Source organism: Pseudomonas sp., assembly GCF_030683065.1.
Lineage (GTDB): Bacteria > Pseudomonadota > Gammaproteobacteria > Pseudomonadales > Pseudomonadaceae > Aquipseudomonas.
In genome coordinates, this window is record NZ_JAUXMX010000033.1 from 130,490 (window position 1) to 157,171 (window position 26,682).

At 61.0% G+C, this 26,682-nt stretch carries 25 protein-coding genes and 3 tRNA genes; 13 read left to right on the forward strand and 15 right to left on the reverse strand.

Features of this window, described 5'->3' with window-relative positions; all coding sequences use genetic code 11:
- Positions 1 to 2: 2 nt before the first annotated feature.
- From Q8K09_RS10555 to Q8K09_RS10570, 4 genes are read right to left on the reverse strand one after another with little or no spacing between them, the layout of a single operon-like run.
- Positions 3 to 836 carry a PilW family protein gene (locus Q8K09_RS10555; RefSeq protein WP_305254923.1) on the reverse strand — a complete coding sequence of 278 codons (834 nt, stop codon included), beginning with the start codon at positions 834 to 836 and terminating at the stop codon, positions 3 to 5.
- Entirely contained in the window at positions 833 to 1,393 is a 561-nt protein-coding gene (gene pilV / locus Q8K09_RS10560) for a type IV pilus modification protein PilV (RefSeq protein WP_305254924.1), read from the reverse strand. The genes Q8K09_RS10555 and pilV overlap by 4 nt, the downstream gene beginning before the upstream one ends.
- A gap of 16 nt (positions 1,394 to 1,409) precedes the next feature.
- On the reverse strand, positions 1,410 to 1,994 hold the full coding sequence (locus Q8K09_RS10565; protein WP_305254925.1) for a GspH/FimT family pseudopilin: 585 nt from the start codon (positions 1,992 to 1,994) through the stop codon (positions 1,410 to 1,412).
- Between the two features lie 41 nt (positions 1,995 to 2,035).
- The gene (locus Q8K09_RS10570; protein WP_305254926.1) at positions 2,036 to 2,560 is read right to left on the reverse strand and encodes a GspH/FimT family protein; all 525 of its coding nucleotides are present in this window, start codon (positions 2,558 to 2,560) and stop codon (positions 2,036 to 2,038) included.
- A gap of 97 nt (positions 2,561 to 2,657) precedes the next feature.
- Here Q8K09_RS10570 and thiO point away from each other — a divergent pair, with 97 nt between their 5' ends.
- Complete coding sequence (gene thiO / locus Q8K09_RS10575; RefSeq protein ID WP_305254927.1) at positions 2,658 to 3,749, forward strand: glycine oxidase ThiO; 1,092 nt, start codon at positions 2,658 to 2,660, stop codon at positions 3,747 to 3,749.
- A gap of 412 nt (positions 3,750 to 4,161) precedes the next feature.
- On the opposite strand, the gene Q8K09_RS10580 is transcribed toward thiO, so the two are convergent.
- Entirely contained in the window at positions 4,162 to 5,163 is a 1,002-nt protein-coding gene (locus Q8K09_RS10580; protein ID WP_305254928.1) for an outer membrane protein assembly factor BamD, read from the reverse strand.
- Between the two features lie 317 nt (positions 5,164 to 5,480).
- Between Q8K09_RS10580 and rluD the strand changes: the two genes are divergently transcribed.
- From rluD to clpB, 6 genes are all read left to right on the forward strand, one after another.
- Positions 5,481 to 6,455: a 23S rRNA pseudouridine(1911/1915/1917) synthase RluD gene (gene rluD / locus Q8K09_RS10585; protein ID WP_305254929.1), complete on the forward strand. Its 975-nt coding sequence runs from the start codon at positions 5,481 to 5,483 to the stop codon at positions 6,453 to 6,455.
- A complete protein-coding gene (gene pgeF / locus Q8K09_RS10590) occupies positions 6,455 to 7,192 on the forward strand; it encodes a peptidoglycan editing factor PgeF (protein WP_305254930.1) in 738 nt (245 codons plus the stop codon). The genes rluD and pgeF overlap by 1 nt, the downstream gene beginning before the upstream one ends.
- Before the next feature lie 261 nt (positions 7,193 to 7,453).
- Positions 7,454 to 7,690: a PP0621 family protein gene (locus tag Q8K09_RS10595; protein WP_305254931.1), complete on the forward strand. Its 237-nt coding sequence runs from the start codon at positions 7,454 to 7,456 to the stop codon at positions 7,688 to 7,690.
- Entirely contained in the window at positions 7,680 to 9,272 is a 1,593-nt protein-coding gene (locus tag Q8K09_RS10600; protein WP_305254932.1) for a PAS domain-containing sensor histidine kinase, read from the forward strand. The genes Q8K09_RS10595 and Q8K09_RS10600 overlap by 11 nt, the downstream gene beginning before the upstream one ends.
- Before the next feature lie 2 nt (positions 9,273 to 9,274).
- Complete coding sequence (locus Q8K09_RS10605) at positions 9,275 to 10,612, forward strand: sigma-54 dependent transcriptional regulator (protein ID WP_305254933.1); 1,338 nt, start codon at positions 9,275 to 9,277, stop codon at positions 10,610 to 10,612.
- A 435-nt stretch (positions 10,613 to 11,047) separates the two neighbouring features.
- A complete protein-coding gene (gene clpB / locus Q8K09_RS10610) occupies positions 11,048 to 13,612 on the forward strand; it encodes an ATP-dependent chaperone ClpB (protein WP_305254934.1) in 2,565 nt (854 codons plus the stop codon).
- 694 nt (positions 13,613 to 14,306) lie between these two features.
- Here the strand turns inward: clpB and Q8K09_RS10615 are convergent.
- Positions 14,307 to 14,639 (reverse strand): PilZ domain-containing protein, encoded by a 333-nt coding sequence (locus Q8K09_RS10615; RefSeq protein ID WP_305254935.1) that lies wholly within the window; start codon positions 14,637 to 14,639, stop codon positions 14,307 to 14,309.
- A 16-nt stretch (positions 14,640 to 14,655) separates the two neighbouring features.
- Positions 14,656 to 16,992: a DUF1631 domain-containing protein gene (locus Q8K09_RS10620; protein WP_305254936.1), complete on the reverse strand. Its 2,337-nt coding sequence runs from the start codon at positions 16,990 to 16,992 to the stop codon at positions 14,656 to 14,658.
- Between the two features lie 210 nt (positions 16,993 to 17,202).
- Here Q8K09_RS10620 and Q8K09_RS10625 point away from each other — a divergent pair.
- The 3 genes from Q8K09_RS10625 to Q8K09_RS10635 all read left to right on the forward strand — a co-directional run bounded on the left by Q8K09_RS10625 (position 17,203) and on the right by Q8K09_RS10635 (position 17,446).
- A tRNA-Asn gene (locus Q8K09_RS10625) sits at positions 17,203 to 17,278 on the forward strand.
- A gap of 10 nt (positions 17,279 to 17,288) precedes the next feature.
- A tRNA-Pro gene (locus tag Q8K09_RS10630) sits at positions 17,289 to 17,365 on the forward strand.
- Positions 17,366 to 17,370: 5 nt separating this feature from the next.
- A tRNA-Lys gene (locus tag Q8K09_RS10635) sits at positions 17,371 to 17,446 on the forward strand.
- Between the two features lie 189 nt (positions 17,447 to 17,635).
- On the opposite strand, the gene Q8K09_RS10640 is transcribed toward Q8K09_RS10635, so the two are convergent.
- The 4 genes from Q8K09_RS10640 to Q8K09_RS10655 form a co-directional block, all read right to left on the reverse strand.
- Positions 17,636 to 18,943, reverse strand: coding sequence for an NAD(P)/FAD-dependent oxidoreductase (locus tag Q8K09_RS10640; RefSeq protein WP_305254937.1), 1,308 nt, complete (start codon positions 18,941 to 18,943; stop codon positions 17,636 to 17,638).
- A 150-nt stretch (positions 18,944 to 19,093) separates the two neighbouring features.
- Positions 19,094 to 19,267, reverse strand: coding sequence for a DUF3094 family protein (locus Q8K09_RS10645; RefSeq protein ID WP_305254938.1), 174 nt, complete (start codon positions 19,265 to 19,267; stop codon positions 19,094 to 19,096).
- Positions 19,268 to 19,349: 82 nt separating this feature from the next.
- Positions 19,350 to 19,844, reverse strand: a complete 495-nt coding sequence (locus tag Q8K09_RS10650) for an MOSC domain-containing protein (protein WP_305254939.1) — start codon at positions 19,842 to 19,844, stop codon at positions 19,350 to 19,352.
- A gap of 355 nt (positions 19,845 to 20,199) precedes the next feature.
- On the reverse strand, positions 20,200 to 20,829 hold the full coding sequence (locus tag Q8K09_RS10655) for a DUF1780 domain-containing protein (protein ID WP_305254940.1): 630 nt from the start codon (positions 20,827 to 20,829) through the stop codon (positions 20,200 to 20,202).
- A gap of 480 nt (positions 20,830 to 21,309) precedes the next feature.
- Here Q8K09_RS10655 and Q8K09_RS10660 point away from each other — a divergent pair, with 480 nt between their 5' ends.
- Positions 21,310 to 21,999: an energy-coupling factor ABC transporter permease gene (locus tag Q8K09_RS10660; RefSeq protein WP_305254941.1), complete on the forward strand. Its 690-nt coding sequence runs from the start codon at positions 21,310 to 21,312 to the stop codon at positions 21,997 to 21,999.
- 156 nt (positions 22,000 to 22,155) lie between these two features.
- Positions 22,156 to 22,371 (forward strand): hypothetical protein, encoded by a 216-nt coding sequence (locus tag Q8K09_RS10665; protein WP_305254942.1) that lies wholly within the window; start codon positions 22,156 to 22,158, stop codon positions 22,369 to 22,371.
- A 429-nt stretch (positions 22,372 to 22,800) separates the two neighbouring features.
- Here Q8K09_RS10665 and yacG read toward each other — a convergent pair whose 3' ends face one another.
- Positions 22,801 to 23,007 (reverse strand): DNA gyrase inhibitor YacG, encoded by a 207-nt coding sequence (gene yacG / locus Q8K09_RS10670; protein WP_305254943.1) that lies wholly within the window; start codon positions 23,005 to 23,007, stop codon positions 22,801 to 22,803.
- Complete coding sequence (coaE, locus tag Q8K09_RS10675; protein ID WP_305254944.1) at positions 23,004 to 23,612, reverse strand: dephospho-CoA kinase; 609 nt, start codon at positions 23,610 to 23,612, stop codon at positions 23,004 to 23,006. Before coaE ends, yacG begins: the two co-directional genes overlap by 4 nt.
- Positions 23,613 to 23,834: 222 nt before the next feature.
- Here coaE and Q8K09_RS10680 point away from each other — a divergent pair, with 222 nt between their 5' ends.
- On the forward strand, positions 23,835 to 24,368 hold the full coding sequence (locus Q8K09_RS10680) for a transposase (protein ID WP_305254945.1): 534 nt from the start codon (positions 23,835 to 23,837) through the stop codon (positions 24,366 to 24,368).
- A gap of 217 nt (positions 24,369 to 24,585) precedes the next feature.
- Here the strand turns inward: Q8K09_RS10680 and Q8K09_RS10685 are convergent, their stop codons facing one another.
- Positions 24,586 to 25,458 (reverse strand): A24 family peptidase, encoded by an 873-nt coding sequence (locus Q8K09_RS10685; RefSeq protein ID WP_305254946.1) that lies wholly within the window; start codon positions 25,456 to 25,458, stop codon positions 24,586 to 24,588.
- A gap of 3 nt (positions 25,459 to 25,461) precedes the next feature.
- Positions 25,462 to 26,682, reverse strand: coding sequence for a type II secretion system F family protein (locus Q8K09_RS10690; protein ID WP_305254947.1), 1,221 nt, complete (start codon positions 26,680 to 26,682; stop codon positions 25,462 to 25,464).

Sequence of the window (26,682 nt, forward strand, 5' to 3'; positions counted from 1 at the left end):
CCTCAATAGGTATTACGCAGCTTGATAGTGGTAGTGAATATTTGCCGGGATTTGCCGTCGTTAAAGGAGATGGGGGCTGCATCCAGCAGTACATATTGGCGAGCAGGGGCAGGGGGACTAACGGCGTTCATTGAATTGGCCAAGACGGCAATACGGACGGCCAGCACATTTTCCCAATTGCTTACGCGATCCGCAGAGACGTATTGATTGACACTGCTGGTATCGCCTCCTGTGCTAATGCCATATTGCACTTGCAAGGCATCTATACCGTCGATAAGCCTTTGTGCTGTTGCTCCAGTTACCCAGCCACCGCGAGTGTTTCTTGATCGGCAGCCAAGTGCTGGGTGGGGCTCTCCGTTGGCAGGGTCGGCCTCGATGATCACAAATTGGTTGATGATTATGTCCGTGTCATTAATGGCATGGGTACCTGTGCCATTCACGCCAAGACAATCGCGGCGCAAATTATCCTGGATGCGTGGCTGAAGTACGAATGCGACGTTATCCGACTCTTCATCGACGCCTTGGCTGCTACAGGTGCCCGAATCATTGCAGATGCCATTGCCGGGACTGGCGATAGTGGAGGGTAGGCTTACGGATAAATTGGCTGCTTCGACATAGCCGGCATGGCGTGCGCTTTGGGCGATAAATTCGAGCGCGAACCGGCCATTCTCCTGCAGGCGCGATGCAGACTCATTGCTGGCATAGGTTTGTTTCGATGAGAGGAAAACCTGGACAACCCCTGTCATCAGCAGGAGGCTGATCACCAAGGCGACTAGCAGTTCGACGATGGACATCCCGCATTGACGATATTGCAGGCTCTGTCGGCGGTGGCTCATCGTTCTATCCTCAGTTCAGATGTCGATCCATCTTTTGTAGCGGATCGGCTGCTTTTGGACAGCCAGTTCAAGCTCAGATCCAGGTCGTTTCCGTCACTTTCGGCATCGAGTAATGTTCCTGCCTCTGGCGGGATAATGAAATCCCGACTATTGAAGCGTGCATCAATGGTGTTGAAGGTCGCGATATCGACGTAGCTGCATTGGGCTTCCCAAGTATCGAATGCTGCCATCTCCTGCGCATTGCAGTTGCTGGCCGTAATCTTGGAAGCGCTGCTGGGGTTGTAATGGTCTGCACACATTCTGGCGGGCAGTGCTGCGCAGTTTGGCGCTGCTGCGTACTGAGCAGCAGTTCCGTCCGGGTTAGCCCGCATACGTTCGATTAGATCCTGCATAAGCCAAACAGACTGAGAGCGTTGTCCGCTGTCGGCAGTACTTTGCAGGGCGTTAAGTTGAAGTGCCGCCAAGCCAAGCAGTCCAACGGTAAAAATTAGCAAGGCGACCATTACCTCGATCAACGAGGCGCCCTGTTGTCTGTGTTTCTGTTTTGGTAGGTTCATGATGCTTCCTCCTCGATCAGCTGCAAGCCGCGTCTCTAGTCATGTGTTTGACTTCTGCCCGGCCTTGGCGATTCAGGCTGATGCAGCGAGCGCTTTCCCCGGTAACCTTCAAATTGGGCGATGTTATTGCCAGTGCTGCGTTGGTTTGGGTGGTCGTGCCATCACGACGGAAGACAAGTACCGGAGGGTTGGCTATGCCAGAACTGGTGATGCTGACGCCGTTGGCTGAAGAGAACACCCGCACTACATCAGCATGATTGCAGCTGTTGATGGTGCTGGGGCCGACACACCAGCCCGCGCTCCATCCGTTGGCTGTCCCCGTTACGGGGATTAGCCGGACATCTCGATTGAGCTTGATGGCTTCACTGCGAGCAAAGGCAAGTGACAGCATCATTTCATTGGTCTGGGAGCTCACGCGTTGTTTAATGGCGAAGTCACCCATGGCGGGAATCGCTATCGACAAGATGACTCCCAGCAGTGCCAGGGTGATCATCAGTTCGATCAGGGTAAAACCGGATTGTTGCTTCATCGTCTCTGATCCTTTTAGCTCTACTGACATCATTGCCAGCAACCTGTCGAGCTTCAAATCGATATGAGACATCCGGTTTCTTTGTGGTGCTGAGTGGTCGGCTCAGGTTGCGCTTACAAGGGACAGCGAGCTTCACTGCTTGAAACTTTCATGCGCCCTTGTCGGTTGATTACGATTGCGCCAGGTTTGGCGCTACCCTGTCGAGGGCATAGGCTCATGGTGCCATTGCTGACAAAGGTCACGCCTTGGCTGCTGAAATGTATCGAGTTAGTAGGCCGCATGCCGCGCCAGTTCAGCGCTATTCCGCTAGGGAGTTGCAGCGTGCTGATGATTTCCTCGCCAGGATCCAGACGACGGTTGCCGTTGCTGTCGATAAAGCTACTCAGGCTTTCAGTCCATTGTTGGCTGCAAGTCTCTTGTACTGTCAGCGGACATAGTGTGACTCGACTTTGCCGAGTCATGGCCAAATAGCGGGCCTGGGTGGCCATATGGAAGAGGTCGGTTTGTAGGCTGTGCATTTTCTGCTTGTGTATCCAGCCAGAGACAGCTGGAGTGGCAATGCCAAGCAATGATGCAGTCAAAGCCAGTGCCATAAGCGCTTCGAGCAAGCTGAAGCCTGCATTCGAGGAAGATCTCATCCTGAGTTCCTAAATGTTGTCCCTAACACCGATATGACCTTAGTCCATTTTGTGGGTTTGTCTGCTTTTTTTGTCTGGGTATGCGGAGCGTGATGTTTTGACTGAGATAGTGATAGTCGGCGGGGGGATTGCCGGGCTGCTGACAGCGCGCAATTTAGGTGCCGCGGGTTGCCAGGTAGTACTGGTAGAGCGCGGAGCGATAGGCTCTGAATCTTCTTGGGCCGGTGGCGGTATCGTCTCGCCGCTGTACCCCTGGAACTACAGCCCAGCGGTGACGGCGTTGGCGCACTGGTCGCAGGATTTCTATCCGCAGCTGGGGGCGAAGTTGCTGGAGGATACCGGTGTCGATCCCGAGGTGTATGTCACCGGTTTGTACTGGCTAGATCAGGAACAGGCCGCCCCCTTGGCCTGGGCTGCGCGTGAGCAGCGGCCGATGCAGGCGGTCTCCGTCGAGTCTGTTTACCGGGCGGTGCCGGCGTTGGCCGGTGGCTTCTCGCAGGCGTTGTTCATGTCGGGGGTGGCCAATGTGCGTAATCCGCGCTTGATCAAGGCACTACGTGCCGCGCTGGCGCAGATGCCGAATGTGACGGTGCATGAGCAGTGCGCGGTAAGCGGGTTTATCCGCGAGGGCGAGCGGATTTGTGGCGTGCATACCTCCGCCGGCGAGATGCGTGCCGATCGCGTGGTGGTTGCCGCTGGTGCCTGGAGTGGCGAGTTGTTGCGCAGCTTGAGTATCGAGTTGCCAGTCGAGCCGGTGAAGGGGCAGATGATCCTCTACAAGTGCGCCGAGGATTTTCTCAGCAGTATCGTGCTGGCCAACGGGCGCTATGCGATTCCGCGGCGCGATGGTCATGTCCTGATAGGCAGCACCCTCGAGCATGTGGGGTTCGACAAGACGCCTACCGAAGAAGCCCTTGCCAGTCTCAAGGCGTCGGCGGTCGGGCTGTTGCCAGCGCTGGTGGATGCCGAGGTGGTGGGTCATTGGGCCGGATTGCGCCCAGGGTCGCCGGAGGGGATTCCCTTTATCGGCCCGGTGCCGGGGCATGACGGGCTCTGGTTGAACTGCGGGCATTTCCGTAATGGCCTGGTGCTGGCGCCGGCCTCCTGCCAATTGTTGACCGATCTGCTGCTCGGGCGTGAGCCGATCATCGATCCGACGCCATACGCGCCCGAAGGGCGTTTGGGTTGAGAGCTCATGCTCAACGGGGCGCATCATCCCGTGCGGGGGCGGCGTTTTTGTAGGATGGCGTTGAGCGCAGCGATACCCATCACCGCGATCTGCGGCAAACCAATAAAATCCGCCGGAGGGGCAACTGTTTGATGGGTATCGCTGCGTTCAACCGCATCCTACGAAAGCCCTGCGGTCACCAATCGGCCAGTGCGTCGTCGGCAGGCACGCGGTCTGCGCTGTTAATCCAGTGGTCTAGTTTTGCGGGTGCATGCAGGGTGTTGTGATGGGTATCGCTATGCTCAACGCCATCCTACAGAAGCCCAGGCGCCAGCCCGTGGATCGGATTATTCCCCGCCCATAAAAAATGCCGCGCACTTGTTTAGAGTGCGCGGCATTTTGCTGAAGCTCGCGGTTGAGGCGGTTCAGTTGCTCAGTCGAACAGGCCGAAGGTCATGTAGCTGAACCAGGAGCGCTTGCTGCCTTGGGCTGCCTGGCTGGCTTGATCTTCGCTGGTCGATTTCAGCTCTTCGGGGATTTGTTCGGCAGCGTCTTCGTACTGACGGATCACGTCCTGGCTGGCGCGGGTTTCGCCTGGCGGCAGCGGCGTATCGCTTTCGATCAGGCCGAGAGTGGCCTTGGCCAGCCACGAGCGGCTGTCGCTTTCTTCCTCGCGCGGCACGAATTTGCCGTCGACCAGGCTGGGGTGATCCGGGTAGTTGAGCGTGAGGGTTTCCAGGCTGGTTGCGGCCAGTTCGTCCAGGGTCAGGCGCTGGTAAGCCTCGGTCATGACTGCCAGGCCATCGGCAACCGATGGCGTTTCCTGGAAGTTTTCCACCACATAACGGCCACGGTTGGCTGCGGCGACGTAAGCCTGGCGAGTCAGGTAGTAGTGAGCTACATGGATTTCATACGCGGCCAGCAAGTTGCGCAGGTAGATCATGCGCTGCTTGGCATCCGGGGCATAGCGGCTGTTCGGGTAGCGGCTGGTGAGCTGGGCGAACTCGTTGTAAGAGTCGCGAGCGGCACCGGGGTCGCGCTTGGTCATGTCCAGCGGCAGGAAGCGGGCAATCAAGCCGCGATCCTGGTCGAAGGAGGCCAGGCCCTTGATGTAGTAGGCGTAGTCGACATTCTGGTGCTGCGGATGCAGGCGAATGAAACGCTCGGCTGCAGACCTTGCAGCTTCCGGCTCGGCGTTCTTGTAGTAGGCGTAGACCAGCTCCAGCTGAGCCTGTTCGGCATAGCGGCCGAACGGGTAGCGTGACTCGAGAGCCCTGAGCTTGGTCACCGCACTGGTGTAGCTCTTGTTGTCCAGATCGCTTTGAGCCTGCTGGTACAGCTCGGTCTCACTCAGGTTCTCGTCGAGAACCTCTTTGGACGAGCAGGCAGCGGTAAGGGCGAGGATGGCGATCAGCAGCAGGTGTCTCACTTGCATGGCGGCTTGCGTCCCTGTGACGGCGGCTGTCTTGAGCAAAGCCGTCCTGTTATGATGAGCGCCCCCGGTGACCCTGGGGCAAAGACGCCGTATTTAACCACAAGCGCGTAGCCGAAACCAAAAGTAGGTCCAGCTGGCATTTCATTTTGGCCGCAGGCTTACGGGTTGCGCTGCAAATGCAGCCAGTTCGTAGTGACGGGCTGGCCAATGTAGTGGCTACTGGGCGGCGTCTCACGCCTTGCCTGGCCTGATTTGTCGCGGCAATCGGCGTGTAATGACCCATCCACCGACCCTTGAGTCCCCCATTGTTGCCGAGCATGTCCCCTATTAATAAGCAGACCATTGAACTGAACGCCGAGGTGCCCACTGATATGGGCGGTCAACGCCTCGACCAAGTCGCCGCCCAACTGTTCGCTGAGCACTCGCGTTCGCGCCTGACTGCCTGGATCAAAGACGGGCTGTTGACTGTCGATGGTGCCGTGGTTCGCCCGCGTGACATCGTGCACGGCGGGTCGTTACTGGCGCTGCGCGCCGAACAGGAGGCCCAAGGTGAATGGGTCGCCCAGGACATCCCTCTGGACATCGTCTATGAAGATGACCACATGTTGGTGATCAACAAGCCTGCGGGGCTGGTGGTGCACCCGGCCGTAGGGCACGCCGATGGCACCCTGCTCAACGCCCTGCTGTATCACATACCGGATATCGTCAATGTGCCGCGCTGCGGCATCGTCCATCGCCTGGACAAAGACACCACCGGGCTGATGGTGGTGGCCAAGACCATCGAAGCGCAGACGCGCCTTGTCGATCAGTTGCAAAAGCGCACGGTCAGCCGGATCTACGAGTGCATCGTGATTGGCGTGATCACCGCTGGCGGCAAAATCGACGCGCCCATTGGTCGTAGCGCAGCGCAACGCCAGCGCATGGCGGTCAGCGATGGCGGCAAGCCGGCAGTCAGCCACTATCGGGTGCTGGAACGCTTCCGCTCGCATACCCACTCGCGGGTCAAGCTGGAAACCGGGCGTACTCACCAGATTCGCGTGCACATGAGTCATGTCGGCTATCCGCTGGTCGGTGACCCGGTCTACGGCGGGCGTTTCCGCATCCCGCCTGCAGCCAGCCAGACCATGGTGCAGACCCTCAAGGAATTCCCGCGTCAGGCGCTGCATGCACGCTTCCTTGAGCTGGATCATCCTGTTACCGGGCAGCGGATGAAGTGGCAGTCACCGCTGCCGGATGACTTCGTGTGGCTGTTGACGCTGCTGCGTCAGGATCGCGAGGCGTTTATCGGGTGATGTCACAGGCTGCTCATGACTGGCTGACGCCAGATTGGCCGGCACCCGCCTGGGTCAGGGCCTGTATTACGACGCGCAGCGGCGGCCTCAGTGCCGCGCCCTTCGACAGCTTCAACCTCGGTGAGCATGTCGAGGATGATCCTGTGGCCGTGGCCAAGAACCGCCAGCGCCTGATCAGTCAGTTGGGCTGCAAGCCGGCCTGGTTACGTCAGGTGCACGGCGTTAGCGTCGTGTCTGCCGAACCGGGCGACGTCGCCGAAGCCGACGCCAGCTGGACTGCCACGCCGAATGTGGCCTGTACCGTGATGACTGCCGATTGCCTGCCGGTGCTGTTTTGCGACCGTGCCGGCAGTCGTGTCGCCGCGGCCCATGCGGGCTGGCGCGGGCTGGCTGGCGGTGTGCTGGAGGCAACCCTGGATGCGTTGGCCGTAGTGCCAGAAGACGTACTGGTCTGGCTTGGGCCGGCGATTGGTGCGCAAGCCTTTGAAGTCGGTGCCGAGGTGCGCGACGCCTTCATGGCCGCGCATCCTCAGGCTGGCGAAGCCTTTGTTGCCAGTATTAATCCGCATCGTTTTATGGCTGATATTTATCAGCTGGCGCGGATCCGCCTGGCGGCGTGCGGCGTTACGGCGGTGTACGGTGGCGGTTTCTGCACCTACAGCGATCCGCGCTTTTATTCCTACCGTCGCGCCGCCCAGACCGGTCGCTTCGCCTCATTGATCTGGCTGGCCAGATAAGCCTGTAGATCGCGCGGCACTCAAGCTGGCGGGCTGTCCCTGCGCGCCGAGCGGACGGCGGCCCGGCCGGCCTATGATCTCGGGCAATCCGCTAATTCGGGGTAATCCGCAATTGCGGTATGGTCTGGCTGCCGAGCCGCTGATTGTTGCCAACCAGCCAGCAGAATAGCCGCTGTGCTGACGTGACATCCGTGGCTAAACTGCAAGGCTTTCCAATAAACTGCCTTCAATCATCTGCCTTTCCGACAAGAAGAGAGCGTTATGGGCCTGTTCCGCCTGCTGTTCTGGATAGCCATTATCGTCGCCGCCTTCTGGCTCTGGCGGCGCTTTACCCGCCCTGCGAAGCGCTCCGAGCAACACCGGGAAAGCCCCGCGCCCATGGAGCGTTGCGCCCATTGTGGGGTGTATCTGCCTCGCGAAGAGGCGTTGAGCAATGCTGGAGACTGGTATTGCAGCCAGGCCCATCTCAAGCAAGGCCCCAAACCTGGTGAGCGTTGAAGCCCTAGCGCTCAGCGGTATTCAGGGCCGCCGTGTACTGCGGCTCTATCATTTTTATCGCCTGACCATCGGTGTGCTGCTGGTGTTGCTGATCTCCAGCGACATGGATGCCCAGTTGCTGAAGCTGGCCCACGCTGAGCTGTTTCGCTATGGCAGCTGGTTTTACCTGATTCTGAATATCCTGGTGGTCGCGCTGGTCAAGCGGCCCGCGCACCTAGGGCAGATCTTCAGTCTGGCCCTGGTCGATGTGATTCTGCTGTCTGCGCTGTTCTATGCGGCCGGCGGCACGCCCAGCGGGATCGGCAACTTACTGATCGTTGCGGTGGCCATCGCCAATATCCTGCTGCGCGGACGCATCGGTCTGTTGATTGCTGCCGTTGCCGCCATCGGCCTGATCTACCTGACCTTCTACCTCAGCCTCAGTCGCCCGGAAGCCAGCGCTCAATATGTGCAGGCCGGAGCGCTCGGCGCCCTGTGCTTTGCCGCGGCCCTGCTTCTGCAGGGACTGACCCGGCGCCTGCAAGCCAGCGAAAGCCTGGCCGAACAGCGCGCCGCGGACGTGGCCAGCCTGGAAGCCCTGAATGCCCTGATCCTGCAGCGTATGCGTACCGGCATCCTGGTGCTCGACGAGCAGCATCGGGTGCTGCTGGCCAACCAGGGCGCGCTGCACCTGCTCGGCCGCGATGCGTTGGCTGGCAAAATTCTCGACCCGCACTGCCCGGAACTGGTCAAGCGCCTGCAGCAATGGCAGCACAATCCAAGCCTGCGTCCCTCGAGCCTGCAGGCGTTTGCCGATGGCGCGGTATTGCAGCCGAGCTTCATCGCCCTGCAGCGCAGCGGCGAGCGGCACACCCTGGTGTTTCTCGACGATATTTCGCAGATTGCCCAGCAAGCCCAGCAGCTAAAACTCGCCTCCCTCGGCCGCCTGACCGCCGGCATTGCCCACGAAATCCGCAACCCGCTCGGCGCGATCAGCCATGCGGCGCAGCTGCTGCAGGAGTCGGAAGACCTGCATGGCCCCGATCAGCGCCTGGCGCAGATCATTCAGGATCACTCGCGGCGCATGAACCTGGTGATCGAGAACGTTCTGCAGCTGTCGCGCCGGCGCCAGGCCGAGCCGCAACTGCTGGACCTGAAATACTGGCTGCACCGTTTTGCCAGCGAGTTTCGCAGCTCGGCGGCGCCCGGGCAGACGCTGCATCTGGAAACCAAGAGCGGCACCGTGCAAACCCGCATGGACCCTCATCAGCTGACTCAGGTGCTGACTAATCTGGTGCAGAACGGCCTGCGCTACAGCGCGCAGAACAATCCGCAAGGGCAGGTCTGGCTGCGACTATTGCGCGATGAAAGCAGCGATCTGCCGGTGCTGGAAGTCCTCGATGACGGCCCAGGCGTGTCGCCCGAGCAACTGCAGCACATCTTCGAGCCATTCTTCACCACGGAAAACAAAGGCACCGGCCTGGGCCTGTATATTTCCCGCGAGCTGTGCGAAAGCAACCAGGCGCGACTCGACTACAAACCGCGCGAAGGTGGTGGCAGCTGCTTTCGCATCACCTTCGCCCATCCACGCAAACTGAGCTGACCATGACCCGCCAGAGAGCCCTGATCGTCGACGATGAGCCCGATATCCGCGAACTCCTGGAAATTACCCTGGGTCGTATGAAGCTCGACACCCGCAGCGCGCGCAACGTCAAGGAAGCGCGTGAGTGGCTGGCCAAGGAGCCGTTCGACCTGTGCCTGACCGATATGCGCCTGCCCGACGGCACGGGTCTGGATCTGGTGCAGCACATCCTGCAGCGCCATCCCCAGGTGCCGGTCGCGATGATCACCGCCTACGGCAGCCTGGACACCGCGATTAATGCGCTGAAAGCCGGCGCCTTTGACTTCCTGACCAAGCCGGTCGACCTCGCCCGCCTGCGTGAACTGGTCGCCACCGCCCTGCGCCTGCGCTCGCCGGACAGCCAGGAGCTGCCGGTCGACAGCCGCCTGCTCGGTGAGTCGCCGCCAATGAAGGCGCTGCGCAAGCAGATCCTCAAGCTCGCGCGCAGCCAGGCGCCGGTGTATATCAGTGGCGAATCCGGCAGCGGCAAGGAGTTGGTCGCGCGCCTGATCCACGAGCAGGGCGGTCGTGGCGAACAACCCTTCGTGCCGGTGAACTGCGGCGCGATCCCGTCGGAGCTGATGGAAAGCGAGTTCTTCGGCCACAAGAAGGGCAGTTTTACCGGCGCCATCGAAGACAAGCAGGGCCTGTTTCAGGCCGCCAATGGCGGCACCCTGTTCCTCGATGAAGTTGCTGACTTGCCCTTGCCGATGCAGGTCAAACTGCTGCGCTCGATTCAGGAGAAAGCCGTGCGCGCCGTCGGTGGCCAGCAGGAACTGGTGGTCGATGTGCGCATTCTCTGCGCCACCCACAAAGACCTGGCTGGCGAAGTCGCCGCCGGGCGCTTCCGCCAGGATTTGTACTACCGCTTGAACGTCATCGAACTGCGCGTGCCACCGCTGCGCGAGCGCCGCGAAGACATCGCCCACCTGACCGAGGTGATGCTCAAGCGCCTGGCCGAAGGCCCCGGCTTGAGCCCGGCCAGGCTCGACAGCGATGCGCTGGACAAGCTCAAAAGCTATCGCTTCCCCGGCAACGTGCGCGAGCTGGAGAATATGCTCGAACGCGCCTACACCCTCTGCGAAGACGACCGCATCACTGCTGGCGACCTGCGCCTGGCCGATGCCTGCGGTGCCGGCGAAAACGGCGACGCCAGCCTGGCGCAGATCGACAACCTGGAAGATCACCTGGAAGACGTCGAGCGCAAGCTGATTATGCAAGCCCTCGAAGAAACCCGCTGGAACCGCACCGCAGCCGCCCAACGCCTGGGCCTGAGCTTCCGTTCGATGCGCTACCGGCTGAAGAAGCTGGGGATCGACTGAACGCGCAATAAACGCTGCGCCGTAACCCATCATGGGCGCAACGCAGGTCTGGCGCCCGATGGGTATCGCTGCGCTCAACCCATCCTACGAGTCCCGACCAACGCGGCCGACCCCTTCGGCAAAGTCGTGGAGTGCCGCGATTTTAGGCGCCCATAAATTGGCCTGCTGTCAGCAGAGCAGATGCGCCGTAACCCATCATGGGCGCAACGCAGGTCTGGCGCCCGATGGGTATCGCTGCGCTCAACCTATCCTACGAGCCTCGACCTGCGCGGCCCGGCCATCCAGCTAAACCGCGTTGCGCCGCTGGGCATGACTCAGATCAACGTTGCCGCGCTTGAAACTTGCACAATCGTCCTCATCTAGTCTTCATCTCGCAGGCTTTCAGTACAGGGGTGTTCATCGCGCCGGCCTGCTTTTAATAGGAAGGATGATGCAATGCGAATCGACCGTTTAACCAGCAAGCTGCAACTTGCACTCTCTGACGCCCAATCCTTGGCCGTCGGCCTCGATCATGCCGCTATCGAGCCACTGCACCTGATGCAGGCGCTGCTCGACCAGCAGGGCGGTTCGATCAAGCCGCTGCTGATGCAGGTCGGCTTCGACGTAGGCAGCCTGCGCCAGGCATTGAGCAAAGAGCTCGATCAGCTGGGCAAGATCCAGAACCCGACCGGCGACGTCAATCTGTCCCAGGATCTGGCGCGCTTGCTCAATCAGGCCGACCGCCTGTCCCAGCAGAAGGGCGACCAGTTCATCTCAAGCGAACTGGTGTTGCTCGCCGCGCTGGACGAAGGCACCCGCCTGGGCAAATTGCTGCTCGCCCAGGGCGTGAGCAAGAAAGCCCTGGAAAACGCCATCAGCAACCTGCGCGGTGGCGATGCGGTGAATGACCCGAATGCTGAGGAGTCGCGCCAGGCTCTGGATAAATACACCATCGATCTGACCAAGCGCGCCGAAGAAGGCAAGCTGGACCCGGTAATCGGCCGTGACGACGAAATCCGCCGCACCATTCAGGTATTGCAGCGCCGCACCAAGAACAACCCGGTGCTGATCGGCGAACCGGGCGTGGGCAAGACCGCGATTGTCGAAGGCCTGGCCCAGCGCATCGTCAATGGCGAGGTGCCGGATGGCCTGAAGGACAAGCGCGTGCTGTCGCTGGACATGGGTTCGCTGATCGCCGGGGCGAAATTCCGTGGCGAGTTCGAGGAGCGCCTGAAGGCGGTGCTCAACGAGCTGGGCAAGCAGGAAGGGCGGATCATCCTGTTTATCGACGAAATCCACACCATGGTTGGCGCCGGCAAGGCCGAAGGCTCCATGGACGCCGGCAATATGCTCAAGCCGGCCCTGGCCCGTGGCGAGTTGCACTGTGTCGGCGCCACCACGCTCGACGAGTACCGCCAGTACATCGAGAAGGACGCCGCCCTGGAGCGGCGCTTCCAGAAGGTGCTGGTCGACGAGCCGAGCGAGGAAGACACCATCGCCATCCTCCGTGGCCTCAAGGAGCGCTATGAGGTGCACCACAAGGTGGCGATCACCGACGGCGCGATCATTGCCGCGGCCAAGCTCAGCCATCGCTACATCACCGACCGCCAGCTGCCGGACAAGGCCATCGACCTGATCGACGAGGCGGCCAGCCGCATCCGCATGGAAATCGACTCCAAGCCGGAAGTGCTCGACCGTTTGGAACGCCGGCTGATCCAGCTCAAGGTCGAGGCCCAGGCGTTAAAGAAAGAGGACGACGAGGCGGCGATCAAGCGCCTGGAGAAACTCAAGGAAGACATCGCCCGCCTGGAGCGTGAGTACGCTGATCTGGAAGACATCTGGAAGGCAGAAAAAGCTGAGGTACAAGGCTCGGCGCAGATCCAGCAGAAAATCGAACAATCGCGCCAGGAGCTGGAAACAGCGCGGCGCAAGGGTGACCTGAGCCGCATGGCCGAACTGCAGTACGGCATCATCCCGGATCTGGAGCGCAGCCTGCAGATGGTCGACCAGCACGGCAAGACCGAGAACCAGCTGCTGCGCAGTAAGGTCACCGAGGAAGAAATTGCCGAAGTAGTGTCCAAGTGGACCGGCATTCCGGTGAGCAAGATGCTTGAAGGCGAGCGCGACAAGCTGTTGAAGATGGAAGGTCTACTGCACCAGCGGGTGATCGGCCAGAAAGAAGCGGTGGTCGCCGTGGCTAATGCGGTACGGCGTTCACGCGCCGGGTTGTCCGACCCAAATCGGCCAAGCGGCTCCTTTCTCTTCCTCGGCCCGACCGGGGTGGGCAAGACCGAGCTGTGCAAGGCTCTGGCCGAGTTCCTCTTCGACACCGAGGAGGCGCTGGTGCGCATCGACATGTCCGAGTTCATGGAGAAGCATTCCGTGTCGCGGCTGATCGGTGCCCCGCCCGGCTATGTCGGCTACGAAGAGGGTGGTTACCTGACCGAGGCGGTACGCCGCAAACCCTACTCGGTGATCCTGATGGACGAGGTGGAGAAGGCTCACCCGGATGTGTTCAACATCCTTTTGCAGGTCATGGAAGACGGCCGCTTGACCGACAGTCACGGGCGCACCGTCGATTTCAAGAACACCGTGATCGTGATGACCTCCAACTTAGGCTCCGCGCAGATCCAGGAGCTGGTCGGTGATCGCGAGGCGCAACGCGCGGCGGTGATGGATGCGGTGAGCACGCACTTCCGCCCGGAATTCATCAACCGTATTGATGAGGTGGTGATCTTCGAGCCGCTGGCCCGCGAGCAGATTGCCGGCATCGCGCTGATCCAGCTGAACCGTTTGCGTCAGCGTCTGGCCGAGCGCGAGCTGGGTCTGGAGTTGAGCGATGAGGCCTTGGACAAGCTGGTTGCCATCGGTTACGACCCGGTCTACGGCGCGCGACCGCTGAAGCGGGCGATCCAGCGCTGGATCGAAAACCCGCTGGCGCAGTTGATCCTCGCCGGCAAGTTCGGCCCAGGCAGCACCGTCACCGGCACGGTCGAAAACGACGAAATCGTTTTCGTCTGAGCCCCAGCTGCACTGAAAACGCCCCGTCACGGTTAGCGCCGTGCGGGGCGTTTTTCATGGGGTCGCGGCCTGGTAGTGAGCCTGCAGACACGGCTCTTGTAGGATGGGGCGGGCCGCGCAGGCTTGAGCGCAGCGATACCCATCGGCGGCCACGCGGGTCAAGGGTCAAGCTGTGGCGTAGCCCAATAAGCCCCGGCGCAATCCGGGGGCGGTTGGGCGGGTGCTGGAGTTTGCCGGGTTTTCTCCAGATCGTCGTGATGGGTATCGCTGCGCTCAACGCCATCCTACGAGCGCGCACAGCGTTGAACGGGTCGAAAACGACGAAATCGTTTTCGTCTGAGCCCTAGCTGCACTGACAACGCCCCGTCACGGTTAGCGCCGTGCGGGGCGTTTTTCATGGGGTCGCGGCGGTCTGGATTTCAGTGGGATGTGTCGGGTGGCGGTCCTGCGCTGATACCGCGCCCCCCGGCGGGCCATTGGCGGTCCTGCGCCATTCGCGGCCAAGGCCCCTCCCACAACGGCGCCAGCGCACCGCAGCTTATTCATTCGCGACCAGGCCCGCCCTCACAAGAGCACCACCGCCCTGTAGGAGGGGCCTTGGCCGCGAACCGTGGTTCAAACTCGAAAACCGCGCGAGACGCAAAGAGATACGCCCGCACAAGGCGACAGTTTTTTCATGCCATGCCGCCAGTGTTTAAAGATGCTCGAGCAGCACGTCCAGTGCGGTGGCCTGGTCGGGTTCCAGTTCGATGATATGAAAACCGGCCCAGCAGTGTTGGCCGTCGGCGCCGGGGCGGCTCCATAGGCAGTCGGCGCTCAGCTGGATCTCGCCGACCCCATCAATCACCTGTTCGCTGACCAGGCGACATTCGACCACGGTGTCTGCTCGGTGCGGCGTGTCGCTGAACAGCATAAAGCCGTCAGCGGAGAGGTCTGCCACGCGGCCGAGGCGCTGCCCGCTGCGCAGGTCGAAGACTTCCAGATGCAGCTCGGTGCTGTGACGGCTGTGCTGACGACGATCATCCATGGCGGCTCCTGGCGGGTTAGCGGGATTTGCCCGTGCGTTCGCTAAAGCGCTGCAGCACACGATAAATGGCGTTGAGGGCGCGATCCACCAGCGGTGCATCGCGTTCGGGTGGAACGATGCGGGCAATGCCTTGTTCCATTTCGCTGGCCAGCAGGGTCAGGGGTTTGATCGTCGCCCGCTGGCCGCTGTGATCGACAAACATGTAATTGCGTGTGGTCGGGCTAAACCAGGAGAGCTTGAGTAGGCGGGGCTGGTTGTCCGTGAGGAACTCGAACCAGGTGCCGAACTCGATCTGTGTCAGCTCTTGGGCAAATGTCTGCGCGCGAGCAGATAGACCAGACTCCTGTGGCGCCAGAGTGGCGAGCAGCGCGTCCTCGCCGAGCATGGCGCCGAGTGCGCTTGGCGCCAGCTGCGGGGTAAATGTGTCGGCAAGCTGTGGTTGTTTGGCTTGCGCGGCGTACTGGCATGCGACCAGGTCTTGCAGCAGGCGGCGGATGCCGTCCTCGTGGTAGCCGCCGAGCAATTGCAGGCCTTTGCGCACATCGTCCAGCAGGGTCACGCGCAGCGCCTGCAATTGTTGGCGGCCATTCTCATCCAGTGGCGTGCCGCTCCAGGCCAGCTGCTCAGCCACTTCACAGGTGCGCTGCCATTCGCTGCTGCTTTCGCCGTGGCGCAGCAGGGTGAATACCAGTACGTCGGCCCACGTCAGTTCGAGGAAGTTGCGAATGATCCCCGGCGGGCGGCGTTGGTGCAGGCTGCGGGCAATCACCTCGAGAGCCTGCTGGCGGGCGCCGAGTAATTTATCGCGCCCTTTGGCGGCTTCTACGGCGCGACGCTCGCGCAGTTCGACCTTCTGCTTGAGTGTGGCGGTGTATTCGTCGAACTGCGTGAGCAGCCCCTCGAACAGCATTATGGCGTCAGGGTTCGCTCTGATTACCTGTTCAACCACCCATTGCATTTTAGCCAGCAGGGCGCGCTCATTGGTTTCGCCACCATAGAGCACGCCTGCTTGGGCCATACCATTGAGCAGGCGCCGCGCCGGGTGGGTGTGCTGGGTGAATAGCGCCCTGTCTTGCAGTGCCACTCTCAGGTAAGGGGTGTGCAGGTGAGACAGGACGGTTTTGTAGCTGTCGAGCAGGCAGTTGTCATCCAGAATGAAGTCGAACAGCATGCCGACCAGATCAATCACGTCGGCTTCCTTGTCCGACAGTTTCTGTTGGCCTGGGCGCTGGCTGAAGGCTTCCAGTTGTCGCTGCAAGTCGGCTTTTAAACCACCGACACGCTGTGGACGCTGCAGGCGCTGCGCCAGTTCATCGGCAGACTCGTGTTGCATGCGGTTCAGGGCATCGAGCAGATCGCCAGCGCTGTAGGTGCTGGTGGCGTTGGGCGGGGTATAACTGGCAATGCTGGGCGTGCCGCCGAGCAGGGGTGCACCAATATCCCGCTGGCGATGTTTGCCGAGCAGGGCGGTCAGGCTCTGCAGCAGTGCCGTCGGATTACTCGGGGGCGGCCCGTCGAGGTCGAGCGGTTCTATCGGGGCCGCGCTTGCCGATGGGCTGCCAGTCGCCTGGGGATTGGCCTCTGCCGTCCGTGCCGTTGTGGTGACGGGGGTGTGCGTGGTTGGGGCAGGACGCGAGTTGGCAGCGCGTTGCGCACTGTATTTAAGGTCGGGCACCACGCCAGCATCTATCAGGCGTTGATTGAGGGCGCTATATACAGTGTCGAGGCTGAGCATCACATGCTTGTCGAACAAACTGTAGAGAATGGTTTTGATCTGCAGCGGCAGTGGATTGGTTGCCAGGGCCTGGCGAAATGCCTGGGCAATCATCTGCGGGCCGAAGGGGTTGTTGCCTTCGCCCAGTTGCTGTCCATTGTTGAGCAGCGCCAGGCGCTGCTCCAGTGCATATAGTTGCTGTGCGCAGCGAGATCTGACCTGGCTGACCATAGTAGTGATCAGCAGGCTTTCCTCGTACTCCTCGTTTTGTATCAGGGAGAGCTGTTCGGCATCCAGTTCGGTGGTGCAGGGCGCAGGCTTTAGCTTGCCTTCAAGGAAGTCGGAGAAATTCTGCGAGATTGTCTGGTGGTAGGTTCGTTCGATCTGCGGCCGCTGTTTGCGAATCTCGCGCATGCTCTCGAAGAACAGATTTTGCACCTGATTATTCTCGGCCTTTTCCGCACACTCGAACAATGTGTCATCGACCTGGCCGAAAACCCCCGTCAGTTGCTCCGCCAGACGGTTCATCACCAGCTTGCGGCAGCTTTGTACCAACTCGCCAAAACGTGGCTGAATGCCACGACTGGCCAGGGTTGGCGCTGGTTTCTGCGTGCTTGGTGGGTTGTCCTGGTTGCTCATGGACTTTCCTGGTTAAGGCTGTGTGGCGAACGTACCCTGAGCTGATCACACTCAAAGTAGATATAGCAGGCCGTCACTCACGTGCAAAGCATTGTCATAAAAGCAATTTAAGGGGTTGACAGGTTTCTTAAGATCCGTAGAATGGCGCGCCTCAGACACGGGAAACGGTTTACGCCAAAGCCTAGTGAAAGAGAACTGAAAGCACGAAGTTCCGCGATAGCTCAGTCGGTAGAGCAAATGACTGTTAATCATTGGGTCCCAGGTTCGAGTCCTGGTCGCGGAGCCAATCTTTCAATCGGGGTATAGCGCAGTCCGGTAGCGCGCCTGCTTTGGGAGCAGGATGTCGGGAGTTCGAATCCCCCTACCCCGACCATTTTTGGGTCGTTAGCTCAGTTGGTAGAGCAGTTGGCTTTTAACCAATTGGTCGTAGGTTCGAATCCCACACGACCCACCATTTTCACCTGCAGTTGTTTGCAGCGTTGAATCTTAAGGTTGAGATGAGATGTTCATCGGCAACCGTAAAAAAGCGCCCTCCGGGGCGCTTTTTTTATGGGTGCGATTTGTGTGCTTGCACCGGGCGTAGGGTGCGCCATGCGCACCGGCGTCCGTGACGGTGGCATGGGTGACGCACCCTGCGCTGCGATCAGTGCAGCTTCAGGCGTGGCTCGGTGCTGCGGCCGATGCGGTCGCTGAGCATCAGCAGCATGGTGCGCAGCGGGCCGTACAGCGCCATCTGGTGCATGCGATAGAGCGAGACGTAAAACACTCGGGCCAGCCACCCTTCGAGCATTACGCTGCCCGTGAGGTTGCCCATCAGATTGCCGATCGCGGAAAAACTCGACAGCGAAATCAGTGAGCCGTAATCGCGGTAGCGGTATTCCGGCAGGGCCTGGCCCTGGCTTTCGATGCGCAGTTTCAGCGACTTGGCCAATAGCGACGCTTGCTGGTGAGCGGCTTGGGCGCGTGGCGGTACATTGCGGCCTTCGCTGCCGGGTTGCGGGCAGGCGGCGCAGTCGCCGAAGGCGAAGATATTGTCGTCGCGGGTAGTTTGCAGGGTAGGGCGCACCTGCAGCTGGTTGATCCGATTGCTTTCCAGGCCGTCAAGATCCTTGAGGAAGCCGGGCGCACGAATCCCCGCAGCCCAGACCTTGAGGCTGGCGGTAATGGTGTCGCCCTGGGCGGTGATCAGGGCGTCGCGGGTCACCTGGCTGACCGACGCGTTAGTCATGACCGTCACCCCGAGTTTTTCCAGGGTCTTGTGCACCGGCTTGCTGATTCGCTCCGGCAGCGCCGGCAGCACCCGTGGCCCGGCTTCGATCAGGGTGATGCGCATGTTTTCCGGACGGATGCTGTCCAGCCCATACGCTGCTAATTGATGCGCGGCATGGTGCAGTTCGGCAGCCAGTTCCACGCCCGTGGCCCCAGCGCCGACGATGGCCACGTTGATTTGCTCGGTGGTATCGCTCTGGCTGGCGTGGGCGCGTAAATAGTGGCTGAGCAACTGGCGATGGAAGCGCTCGGCCTGCTCGCGGGTGTCGAGAAACAGGCAGTTCTCGGCAGCGCCTGCGGTGCCGAAATCGTTGGTGGTGCTGCCAACTGCGATCACCAGGCTGTCATAGCCCAGTTGCCGCTCGGGCACCAACACCTCGCCACGCTCGTCGAGTGTGGCACTGAGCGTGACGCGTTGTTCGGCGCGGTCGAGGCCAGACATGCGCCCGAGCTGGAACTCGAAGTGATTCCACTTGGCCTGGGCCACGTAGTTCAGTTCGTCTTCCGAGGAATTCAGCGAGCCGGCGGCCACCTCGTGCAGCAGCGGTTTCCAGATGTGCGTCAGGTTGGCGTCGACCAGGGTGATGCTGGCTTTGCCGCGTTTACCCAGAGTTCTACCCAGGCGGGTAGCAAGCTCCAGGCCGCCGGCACCGCCGCCGACGATCAGGATTCGATGGGACATTGATCACTCTCACAAGGCTTGGAAAAAATTCGTTAACGAGGTGGTGAAAACCGCCGTGGCGTGACGTCAGCCGGGGGCGCCTGGAGGCAGCCACAACCGGCGGGCGTTTTTCACATCATCTTCAGTGTTGCCGGGCGAGCGCAAAGCAGCTCATAGCACCAGGCGACCCAGAAGACGGCTCAGCAGGCCCATAGCAATCACCGCAATGAGAATGATCAACAGCAGGCGCCATACCTTGAAAGGTTGACGTTCAACTTGATGCTGCGGGGCACTCAGGTACTGGTCGACGCGTTTTTGATCGTCGGGACTCAGGCGGCTGGACATAGGAACCTCTAAGGGTCAGGCCGTGCGAAAACGTCAGGGTTCTCGGGCGGCCTGTGGATGATGGCTATTTTAGCCGTGGCATTCACAATGGCTCAACGTGCAGGTCGTCACTCAGGCGAATAATCCCGCCCTGCAGCACTCTGGCGGTGATGCCGCCGTGGCCGCGCACCGCCTGGAATGTGCCGCACCCAAGGCGCTCTTCAAGCCGCGCGCAGGGCTGGCACCAGCCGGTGGTTTCCAGAACAGCCTGGCCGATGCGAAAGCGCCGGCCTTTGAGGCTGAACAGGTTGATACCACTGATGGCGATATTACGCCGTAAATCCTGCGGCACAATCGGTTGGTTGGCGGGGCGGCCGAGCAGGGCGCTGATCACCGCCAGATGCTCCCACTGGATCAACGTGACCTGCCGCGCATTGCGTGGCCCCGGGCGGCTGTGGTCGCCGGTCAGGCCGGCTTCGCGGCGTGCCTCCACCGCATCCAGCTCGAGCATGGCGCCACGCGAGGCAGGGCGCACACCAATCCAGCGCACCTGGCCATGTTGCGGCACGGCGGCGAGCAATTCTTGTAGTGGACTCATTGCTGCTCAATGTCCCTTGCGTGACTCGTGAGGTGGAGCGGCTGTCGCGTCAACCATCAACTGTCGGCGCGCTGTCGCGCCGCAAACTGTGTAGGAGCCAGCTTGCTGGCGATGCTTTTGATCTGCAAGGATCGCCAGCAAGCTGGCTCCTACAGGGGTCATGTTCATATTAAATTTCTACATATAAAACAATTAGTTATCTTGTGTCTGATGGGGGTCAGCTGGCTGACGATGCTTTTGATCCACCAATCACCAGGACGCCGGATCGCCGCAAGCAGGCGCCTACGAAAAATACGGGTTTCGGCAAGATTCGACATTGCTACAGCGTTCCAGGCCCTTCTCACCGGCTCGACCCTCACAGGCTGATTCCGACATCGAACAATACGCTGCGGCCGAGATTAGTGCGCAGAAAATCTGGGGCGTCTGGATGCGCGAACAAGACCCGCGCAAAGGTCGGGCCAACCAGCGACAGCGAACGCCAGCCCTGACGCAGAAACTCGGTGGGCGGCGGGAAGTGACTGTTGAAGTCGGGCACGACGCGCTTCAGGCTGACGAACGCCAGCATGTCCAGTTCGCCGGTGTCGAGGCCGCGTTCGCTATAGTTGTGCGCTTTTTTGCGCAGTGTCGGGGCCAGGCGTGCCTGCAGTTCTGCGGCGCCGATGCGCCGTGGTTTGGCTTCGCGGCGCACCAATTGACTGAGGGAGAAGGCGCTGCGCCGCCGCTCCACCTCGGCGCGCCACTCATCGTTAAGGCGCCGGCCTTCATCCAGTACGTAAAACACCTCGAAGTTGGCCTCGCGAAACAACACGTCCGGCGGCTCCTGCTCCGCCGCACCGAACTCCTCAAGCCGATGACTGACATTCAAGGCTTGCAGCAGGCGCTGGCACATCCAACGCTCCCGCTCCCACTTGCGGGCATTGGAAAGAAACGCGTTAGCCTGCTCAGCCTGGTGCGTGAGCAAGCGCAAATAATCTGAATCATCCATGCCTACAGCTTAGCCCGCAGTCGCGCAGGCTTGGTAGCCCAGAAAGATGAATGCGCTGCCTATCACCCCGTAGATGGATCGGCCACGTAGGATGGCGTTGAGCGCAGCGATACCCATGCTGTAGCGTTGAGCGCAGCGATACCCCTCAAGCGGTTTATGTCTGTACCTGCACGCATGGCGAATATCGATGATGGGTTAAGGCGCGGTTGTTCTGCTGGCGGCAGGTCAATTTGCGGGCGCTTAACCTACGCGGGCCGCCCCATGCTTCGGTCTGAATCATCCATGCCTGCAGCTTAGCCCGCAGTCATGTGGGTGGTATCCCGGAGAGATTAATGCGCTGCCAGAGCTTCGCGGCTGAAGCCGCTCCCACGGGAGTAGGGGCGCTGGTTTGCGCTTTGCTTCAGCCGCGAAGCTTTTATTCGCCGCCGCGCGCGGGTGTAGACTGGTTGCGTTCATTCTTCAGGGGTTGGGTGCTTAGTCATGATTGCTGCCGAATTACTCTCACCCACCAGCCAGGTCGTCGGCTGGGTCATCTATCTGCCTGTGCTGCTCTGGGCCATATGGCGGGCGCCGTGGCTGGAGTTGTTCAGCGACCAGCGCCGCCAGCATTTGCTGTTCGGCACGGTGCTCGTGCTGTTCGTGCTGTGGCTGGTGCGCCGCGACTTTGACTCGGGGCTGTCTTACCACTTCATCGGTATGACGGCGGTGACGTTGCTGCTCGACTGGCCGCTAGCGATCCTTGCCGGTTTTGTCGCCCAGCTTGGCATGCTCCTGCTGGGTCGGCAGGACATGGCAGCTCTGGGCATGAACGGCGCGTTACTGGTGCTGATACCGGTGCTGGTCACCGAGCTGTGTGCGCTGCGGGTCGAGCGCGCTCAGTCGCGCAATCTGTTTGTGTACATCTTTTTCAGCGGCTTTTTCCCCGCGGCACTCGCTACGCTGCTCTGCATCTTCGCCGGGCTGGGCGTGTTATGGGTCGACGGCTTGTTCCCGATGCCGCCCTGGCTCGAAGACTTCGTCGGCTACCTGTGGCTGGTGATATTCCCCGAGGCGTTTATCAACGGAATAGTCGTCACCGCGCTGGTGGTGTTCTATCCCGACTGGCTGGAAACCTTCAATGGTTCGCGCTACCTGGCGGCGCCCTGGAAGGACGACAACAAGCCACAGTGATGGCGCAGGCTTCAGCAAGCTGATCGGGTTTGCCGCGTTGACTCAGATCAACAAGCCCGCTCACGAGTCTGCCAGGCTCTGCGAGCAAGAGTGGCAGGGTAGGTTGCTCAGTCCGCTCTTGCGATCACTTACGATTACAACAGCGGAGGCAACCTCATGGGTGTACACGAATGGGCCAGGCAGCAAGTTGAGCAGAGCCTGCAGCAGGCGTCAGCACAGGGTTTCGATCCCGCGCTCGGCTTGCGCGCCTTGCTTGGCGCGGTGGTGGAGCGCAGCCGCGCTGAGCGCGAAGCCAAAGACCTGGCCGCCGAACTGCAGTTCCTCGCCGAAAACCTCGACGATGAGCGCGACTACAGCTTCATGCGGCCCTGATCCGGCGCATCACTCGCCGCCCGTAGGGTGCGCCATGCGCACCAGCCGCTGTGCTCATGGTCGGGAATGCTGGTGCGCGCGGCGCACCCTACCGTCAGATTTGTTGGCGCATCCCCGAGCCATGCCACCGCCCGTAGGGTGCGCCATGCGCACCAGCTGCTGCGCTCATTGCCGGGATGATTGGTGCGCGCGGCGCACCCTACCGTCAGATTTGTCGGCTCATCCCTGAGCCATGCCACCGCCCGTAGGGTGCGCCATGCGCACCAGCCGCTGCGCTCATTGCAAGGATGATTGGTGCGCGCGGCGCACCCTACCGCCAGATTTGTCGGCGCATCCCTGAGCCATGCCACCGCCCGTAGGGTGCGCCATGCGCACCAGCTGCTGTGCTTACTGCCGGGAATTTTGGTGCACGCGGCGCACCCTACCTCGTCAATGCTGACGCGGTGGTTGATCCAGGTCGCTGGAGAACAGGTCGTCTTCCAGGTCGCCGCCGGGGATGGCGTGCTCTTCCGAGGCCCAGGCGCCGAGGTCGATCAGCTTGCAGCGATCCGAGCAAAACGGCCGTTGTGGGCTCTGTGGGCCCCATTCGACCGGGGCGTTGCAGGTCGGGCATTTCACGATAGTAGGTTGGCTCATGACTGGCCTCCGCGCAGGGTCAGGTAAAAAGTGTGCAGGCGTTCGACTTCGCTTTGCAGCCAGGTCAGGTCGCGATCATTGAGCAGCACATCATCGGCATGCTGCAGGCGTTGTTCGCGGCTGGTCTGGGCCTTGAGAATCGCCTGCACCTGTTCGGCCGAGCTTTGGTCGCGCTGCATGGCGCGTTGCACTTGCAGGTCTTCAGGGGCATCGATCACCAGCACCCGCTGGGTCAAACGCTGCTGGCCAGACTCGACCAGCAACGGCGACACCAGAATCGCGTAAGGCGACTCGGCGCGCGCCAGGTATTGGCTGATCTCCTGGCCGATCAGCGGGTGCAGCAGGGTCTCCAGCCAGCGCCGTTGCTCGGGGTTCTGGAAAACCAGGCCGCGCAGCGCCGTGCGGTCGAGCTGACCGTCAGGCCGCAACACCGCTTCACCGAAGTGCTCGACAATTTTGGCCAGTGCCGGCGTGCCCGGCTCAACCACCCAGCGCGCCGCATGATCGGCATCGACCAAGTGCACGCCTTGATCGATAAAATGCTGCGCGACGGCGCTTTTGCCGCTGCCGATACCGCCCGTAAGGCCAAGGATCCAGGGTTTCATCTTCGCGTGCGGCTCTCGTTGGCCATAAACAGGGCTGCAATTGTAGAGCAGGAGCCAACGCCCTGGCGAATCGGGCGCCGGATCGCCTAGGCTTTGTAGGATGTGGTTGAGCGTAGCGATACCCATCAAGCGGTTGTGCGGTTGCAGCGATTCCCATCATTTAATCAACCCGCCCGGCATCAACTACACTGCCTAGCCTTACCCTGCAAAGGACTGCAGCCCATGACCGCTTACCGTCGCGATCACACGCCGGGCGCCACCTGGTTCTTCACCCTCAATCTGGCCGATCGCCAACGCGGGTTGCTTACTGCGCAGGTCGACCTGCTGCGCGCTAGCTTTGCCAGGGTCATGCGCCAGCATCCCTGGCGTATCGAGGCCATCGTCATTCTTCCCGATCACCTGCACGCCCTCTGTACCCTGCCGCCCGGCGATGCCGACTTTGCTGTGCGCTGGCGCCTGATCAAAACCGGCTTCTCCCGCGCATTACCTGGCGGTGAACAGATTTGCGCCAGCCGCCGGGGCAGGGGCGAGCGCAGTATCTGGCAGCGGCGTTATTGGGAGCACCGCATCCGCGATGATCAGGACTTCGTCCGGCATGTCGACTACATCCACCACAACCCACGTAAGCACGGCCACGTAGAACGAATAGCCGATTGGCCGTGGTCGTCCTTTCACCGCTATGTGCGGGCGGGTTTGTTGCCTGAAGATTGGGCCGGAAATGATGGTCCAGGCAGCGAATACGGCGAGCAGCAATGAGCAGATTGATCGTTTATAGCCAACCGCGTTTTGTAGGATGTGGCGGGCCGCGTAGGTCGGGCCGCGTAGGCTTGAGCGCAGCGATACCCATCAATCGGTTACCCAGCCGCCGGGTTTTATGGGTTTGCCGAAGATTGCCGTGATGGGTATCGCTGCGCTCAACGCTACAGCATGGGTATCGCTTCGCTCAACGCCATCCTACGGGACCTGCGTCATCCTATGAGCCAAACCCGGCAAATTGCAGGTAGGTTCCGGTGATCTGTTCGCCCCAGGTCAGGGCGATCCAGCCGGCGATGGCGAGGTAGGGGCCGAAGGGGATTGGGGTGCTGGTTTCGGCGTTGCGCAGGCGCAGCATGATAAGGCCGAGCACGGCGCCGACCAGCGATGACAGCAGGATGGTCAGCGGTAGTATTTGCCAGCCGCCCCAGGCGCCGAGCATGGCCAGCAGCTTGAAGTCGCCGTAGCCCATGCCTTCCTTGCCGGTCACCAGCTTGAACAGCCAGTACACCGACCACAGGCTCAGGTAGCCGCCAATCGCGCCCCACAGCGCGGCTTCCAGGCTGGTGAACAGGCCGAAGTAGTTGGCGATCAGCCCCAGCCACAGCAACGGTAGCACCAAGGCGTCCGGCAGCAGTTGATGGTCGGCGTCGATCAGGCTCATCGCCAGCAGGCCCCAGGTCAGCAGCAGCATGCCGGCGGTCTGCCAGGTAAAGCCGAAGTGCCAGGCCACGTACGCCGACAGCAAACCGCAGGCCAGTTCCACCAGCGGGTAGCGTAGGCTGATCGGCGCCTTGCAGCTGGAGCATTTGCCGCGCAAGAACAGGTAGCTGATTACCGGCAGATTTTCCCAGGGGCGAATCTCGTGGCCGCAGTGCGGGCAGCGCGAATTAGGCAGAATCAGGTTGAAGATAGGCCCGTGGGGCAGTTCCGGCAGTTCGAGAATTTCCCGAGCCTGGGCCTGCCAGTCGCGTTGCATCATCACCGGCAGGCGGTACACCAGCACATTCAAAAAGCTGCCGATCAACAGCCCCAGCAGCAGGCAAACCCACATAAAGGCCGACAGGTCGCCGGCCAAAAACTCTAGCAGCATAAATTAGCCAACCACCGAACCCAGCTGGAAGATCGGCAGGTACATGGCAATGATCAAGCCGCCTACCAGCACACCAAGCACCGACATGATCAGTGGCTCCATCAGCACGGTCAGGTTGTCGACGGCGTTGTCCACCTCGTCCTCGTAATAGCCGGCGACCTTGTCCAGCATCTCGTCCAGCGAGCCGGATTCCTCGCCGATGGCGGTCATCTGAATGGCCATGCTCGGGAAAATCCCGGTGCTGCGCATCGAGAAGTTCAACTGGGTGCCGGACGACACGTCATTGCGGATCTTGTGCACGGCATTGCGGAACACCACGTTGCCGGTCGCTCCGGCCACCGAGTCGAGCGCCTCGACCAACGGCACGCCGGCAGCGAAGGTGGTCGCCAGGGTGCGCGCATAACGCGCCACCACCGCCTTGTACATAATGTCGCCAACGATGGGCGCCTTGAGCAGGGTGCGGTCGAGGAAGTCGCGGAATTTCTCCGAGCGCTTGAACACCCATTTGAAGGTGAAGGCAATGGCGAAGATGCCAAGCGCAAACATGAACCACCATTCCTGCAGCCCGCGCGACATATTCACCACCACCTGGGTGAACGCCGGCAGTTCGGCGCCGAAACCGGCGAACACGCTCTCGAATTGCGGCACCACCTTGATCAGCAGGATCGCCGTGACGATCACCGCCACCACAATCACCGCGATCGGGTAGGTCATGGCCTTCTTGATCTTGGCCTTCAGTGCTTCGGTCTTTTCCTTGTAGGTAGCGACGCGGTCGAGCAGGGTTTCCAGCGCGCCGGACTGCTCGCCGGCATCGACCAGGTTGCAATACAGGTCATCGAAGTACAGCGGCTTCTTGCGCAGCGAGGCGGCGAAGCTGTTGCCCGCGGCAACCTCCTGCTTGATTTCATCGATCAGCTTGCGCATGTTCGGGTTGTCGAAACCCTCGCCGATGATGTCAAACGACTGCAGCAACGGCACCCCGGCCTTCATCATGGTGGCCATCTGCCGGGTGAACAGGGCAATGTCCAGCGGCTTGATCTTCTTGCCGGCGCTGAACAGCGACATCGGCTTTTTGCGCACCTTGAGCGGGTTGATACCCTGCTTGCGCAACTGGGCCCTGATCAGGGCAGGTGACTGCCCGATCAATTCGCCCTTCATCTTGCCGCCTTTCTTGTCGGTGCCTTCCCAGAGAAAAACACTGGTTGCTACAGCTTTGGCCGCCAT

What these genes read in the sequence shown, in the direction of transcription:
- Q8K09_RS10680 (WP_305254945.1), top strand. Translation starts at nt 23,835, where the DNA reads ATGACCGCTTACCGTCGCGATCACACGCCGGGCGCCACCTGGTTCTTC.
- Q8K09_RS10650 (WP_305254939.1), bottom strand. Translation starts at nt 19,844, where the DNA reads ATGAGTCCACTACAAGAATTGCTCGCCGCCGTGCCGCAACATGGCCAG.
- Q8K09_RS10660 (WP_305254941.1), top strand. Translation starts at nt 21,310, where the DNA reads ATGATTGCTGCCGAATTACTCTCACCCACCAGCCAGGTCGTCGGCTGG.
- Q8K09_RS10690 (WP_305254947.1), bottom strand. Translation starts at nt 26,682, where the DNA reads ATGGCGGCCAAAGCTGTAGCAACCAGTGTTTTTCTCTGGGAAGGCACC.
- Q8K09_RS10570 (WP_305254926.1), bottom strand. Translation starts at nt 2,560, where the DNA reads ATGAGATCTTCCTCGAATGCAGGCTTCAGCTTGCTCGAAGCGCTTATG.
- Q8K09_RS10565 (WP_305254925.1), bottom strand. Translation starts at nt 1,994, where the DNA reads ATGTCTCATATCGATTTGAAGCTCGACAGGTTGCTGGCAATGATGTCA.
- clpB (WP_305254934.1), top strand. Translation starts at nt 11,048, where the DNA reads ATGCGAATCGACCGTTTAACCAGCAAGCTGCAACTTGCACTCTCTGAC.
- Q8K09_RS10620 (WP_305254936.1), bottom strand. Translation starts at nt 16,992, where the DNA reads ATGAGCAACCAGGACAACCCACCAAGCACGCAGAAACCAGCGCCAACC.
- Q8K09_RS10655 (WP_305254940.1), bottom strand. Translation starts at nt 20,829, where the DNA reads ATGGATGATTCAGATTATTTGCGCTTGCTCACGCACCAGGCTGAGCAG.
- Q8K09_RS10580 (WP_305254928.1), bottom strand. Translation starts at nt 5,163, where the DNA reads ATGCAAGTGAGACACCTGCTGCTGATCGCCATCCTCGCCCTTACCGCT.
- rluD (WP_305254929.1), top strand. Translation starts at nt 5,481, where the DNA reads ATGTCCCCTATTAATAAGCAGACCATTGAACTGAACGCCGAGGTGCCC.
- Q8K09_RS10685 (WP_305254946.1), bottom strand. Translation starts at nt 25,458, where the DNA reads ATGCTGCTAGAGTTTTTGGCCGGCGACCTGTCGGCCTTTATGTGGGTT.
- Q8K09_RS10645 (WP_305254938.1), bottom strand. Translation starts at nt 19,267, where the DNA reads ATGTCCAGCCGCCTGAGTCCCGACGATCAAAAACGCGTCGACCAGTAC.
- coaE (WP_305254944.1), bottom strand. Translation starts at nt 23,612, where the DNA reads ATGAAACCCTGGATCCTTGGCCTTACGGGCGGTATCGGCAGCGGCAAA.
- pgeF (WP_305254930.1), top strand. Translation starts at nt 6,455, where the DNA reads ATGTCACAGGCTGCTCATGACTGGCTGACGCCAGATTGGCCGGCACCC.
- Q8K09_RS10605 (WP_305254933.1), top strand. Translation starts at nt 9,275, where the DNA reads ATGACCCGCCAGAGAGCCCTGATCGTCGACGATGAGCCCGATATCCGC.
- pilV (WP_305254924.1), bottom strand. Translation starts at nt 1,393, where the DNA reads ATGAACCTACCAAAACAGAAACACAGACAACAGGGCGCCTCGTTGATC.
- Q8K09_RS10615 (WP_305254935.1), bottom strand. Translation starts at nt 14,639, where the DNA reads ATGGATGATCGTCGTCAGCACAGCCGTCACAGCACCGAGCTGCATCTG.
- Q8K09_RS10595 (WP_305254931.1), top strand. Translation starts at nt 7,454, where the DNA reads ATGGGCCTGTTCCGCCTGCTGTTCTGGATAGCCATTATCGTCGCCGCC.
- yacG (WP_305254943.1), bottom strand. Translation starts at nt 23,007, where the DNA reads ATGAGCCAACCTACTATCGTGAAATGCCCGACCTGCAACGCCCCGGTC.
- Q8K09_RS10555 (WP_305254923.1), bottom strand. Translation starts at nt 836, where the DNA reads ATGAGCCACCGCCGACAGAGCCTGCAATATCGTCAATGCGGGATGTCC.
- Q8K09_RS10665 (WP_305254942.1), top strand. Translation starts at nt 22,156, where the DNA reads ATGGGTGTACACGAATGGGCCAGGCAGCAAGTTGAGCAGAGCCTGCAG.
- Q8K09_RS10640 (WP_305254937.1), bottom strand. Translation starts at nt 18,943, where the DNA reads ATGTCCCATCGAATCCTGATCGTCGGCGGCGGTGCCGGCGGCCTGGAG.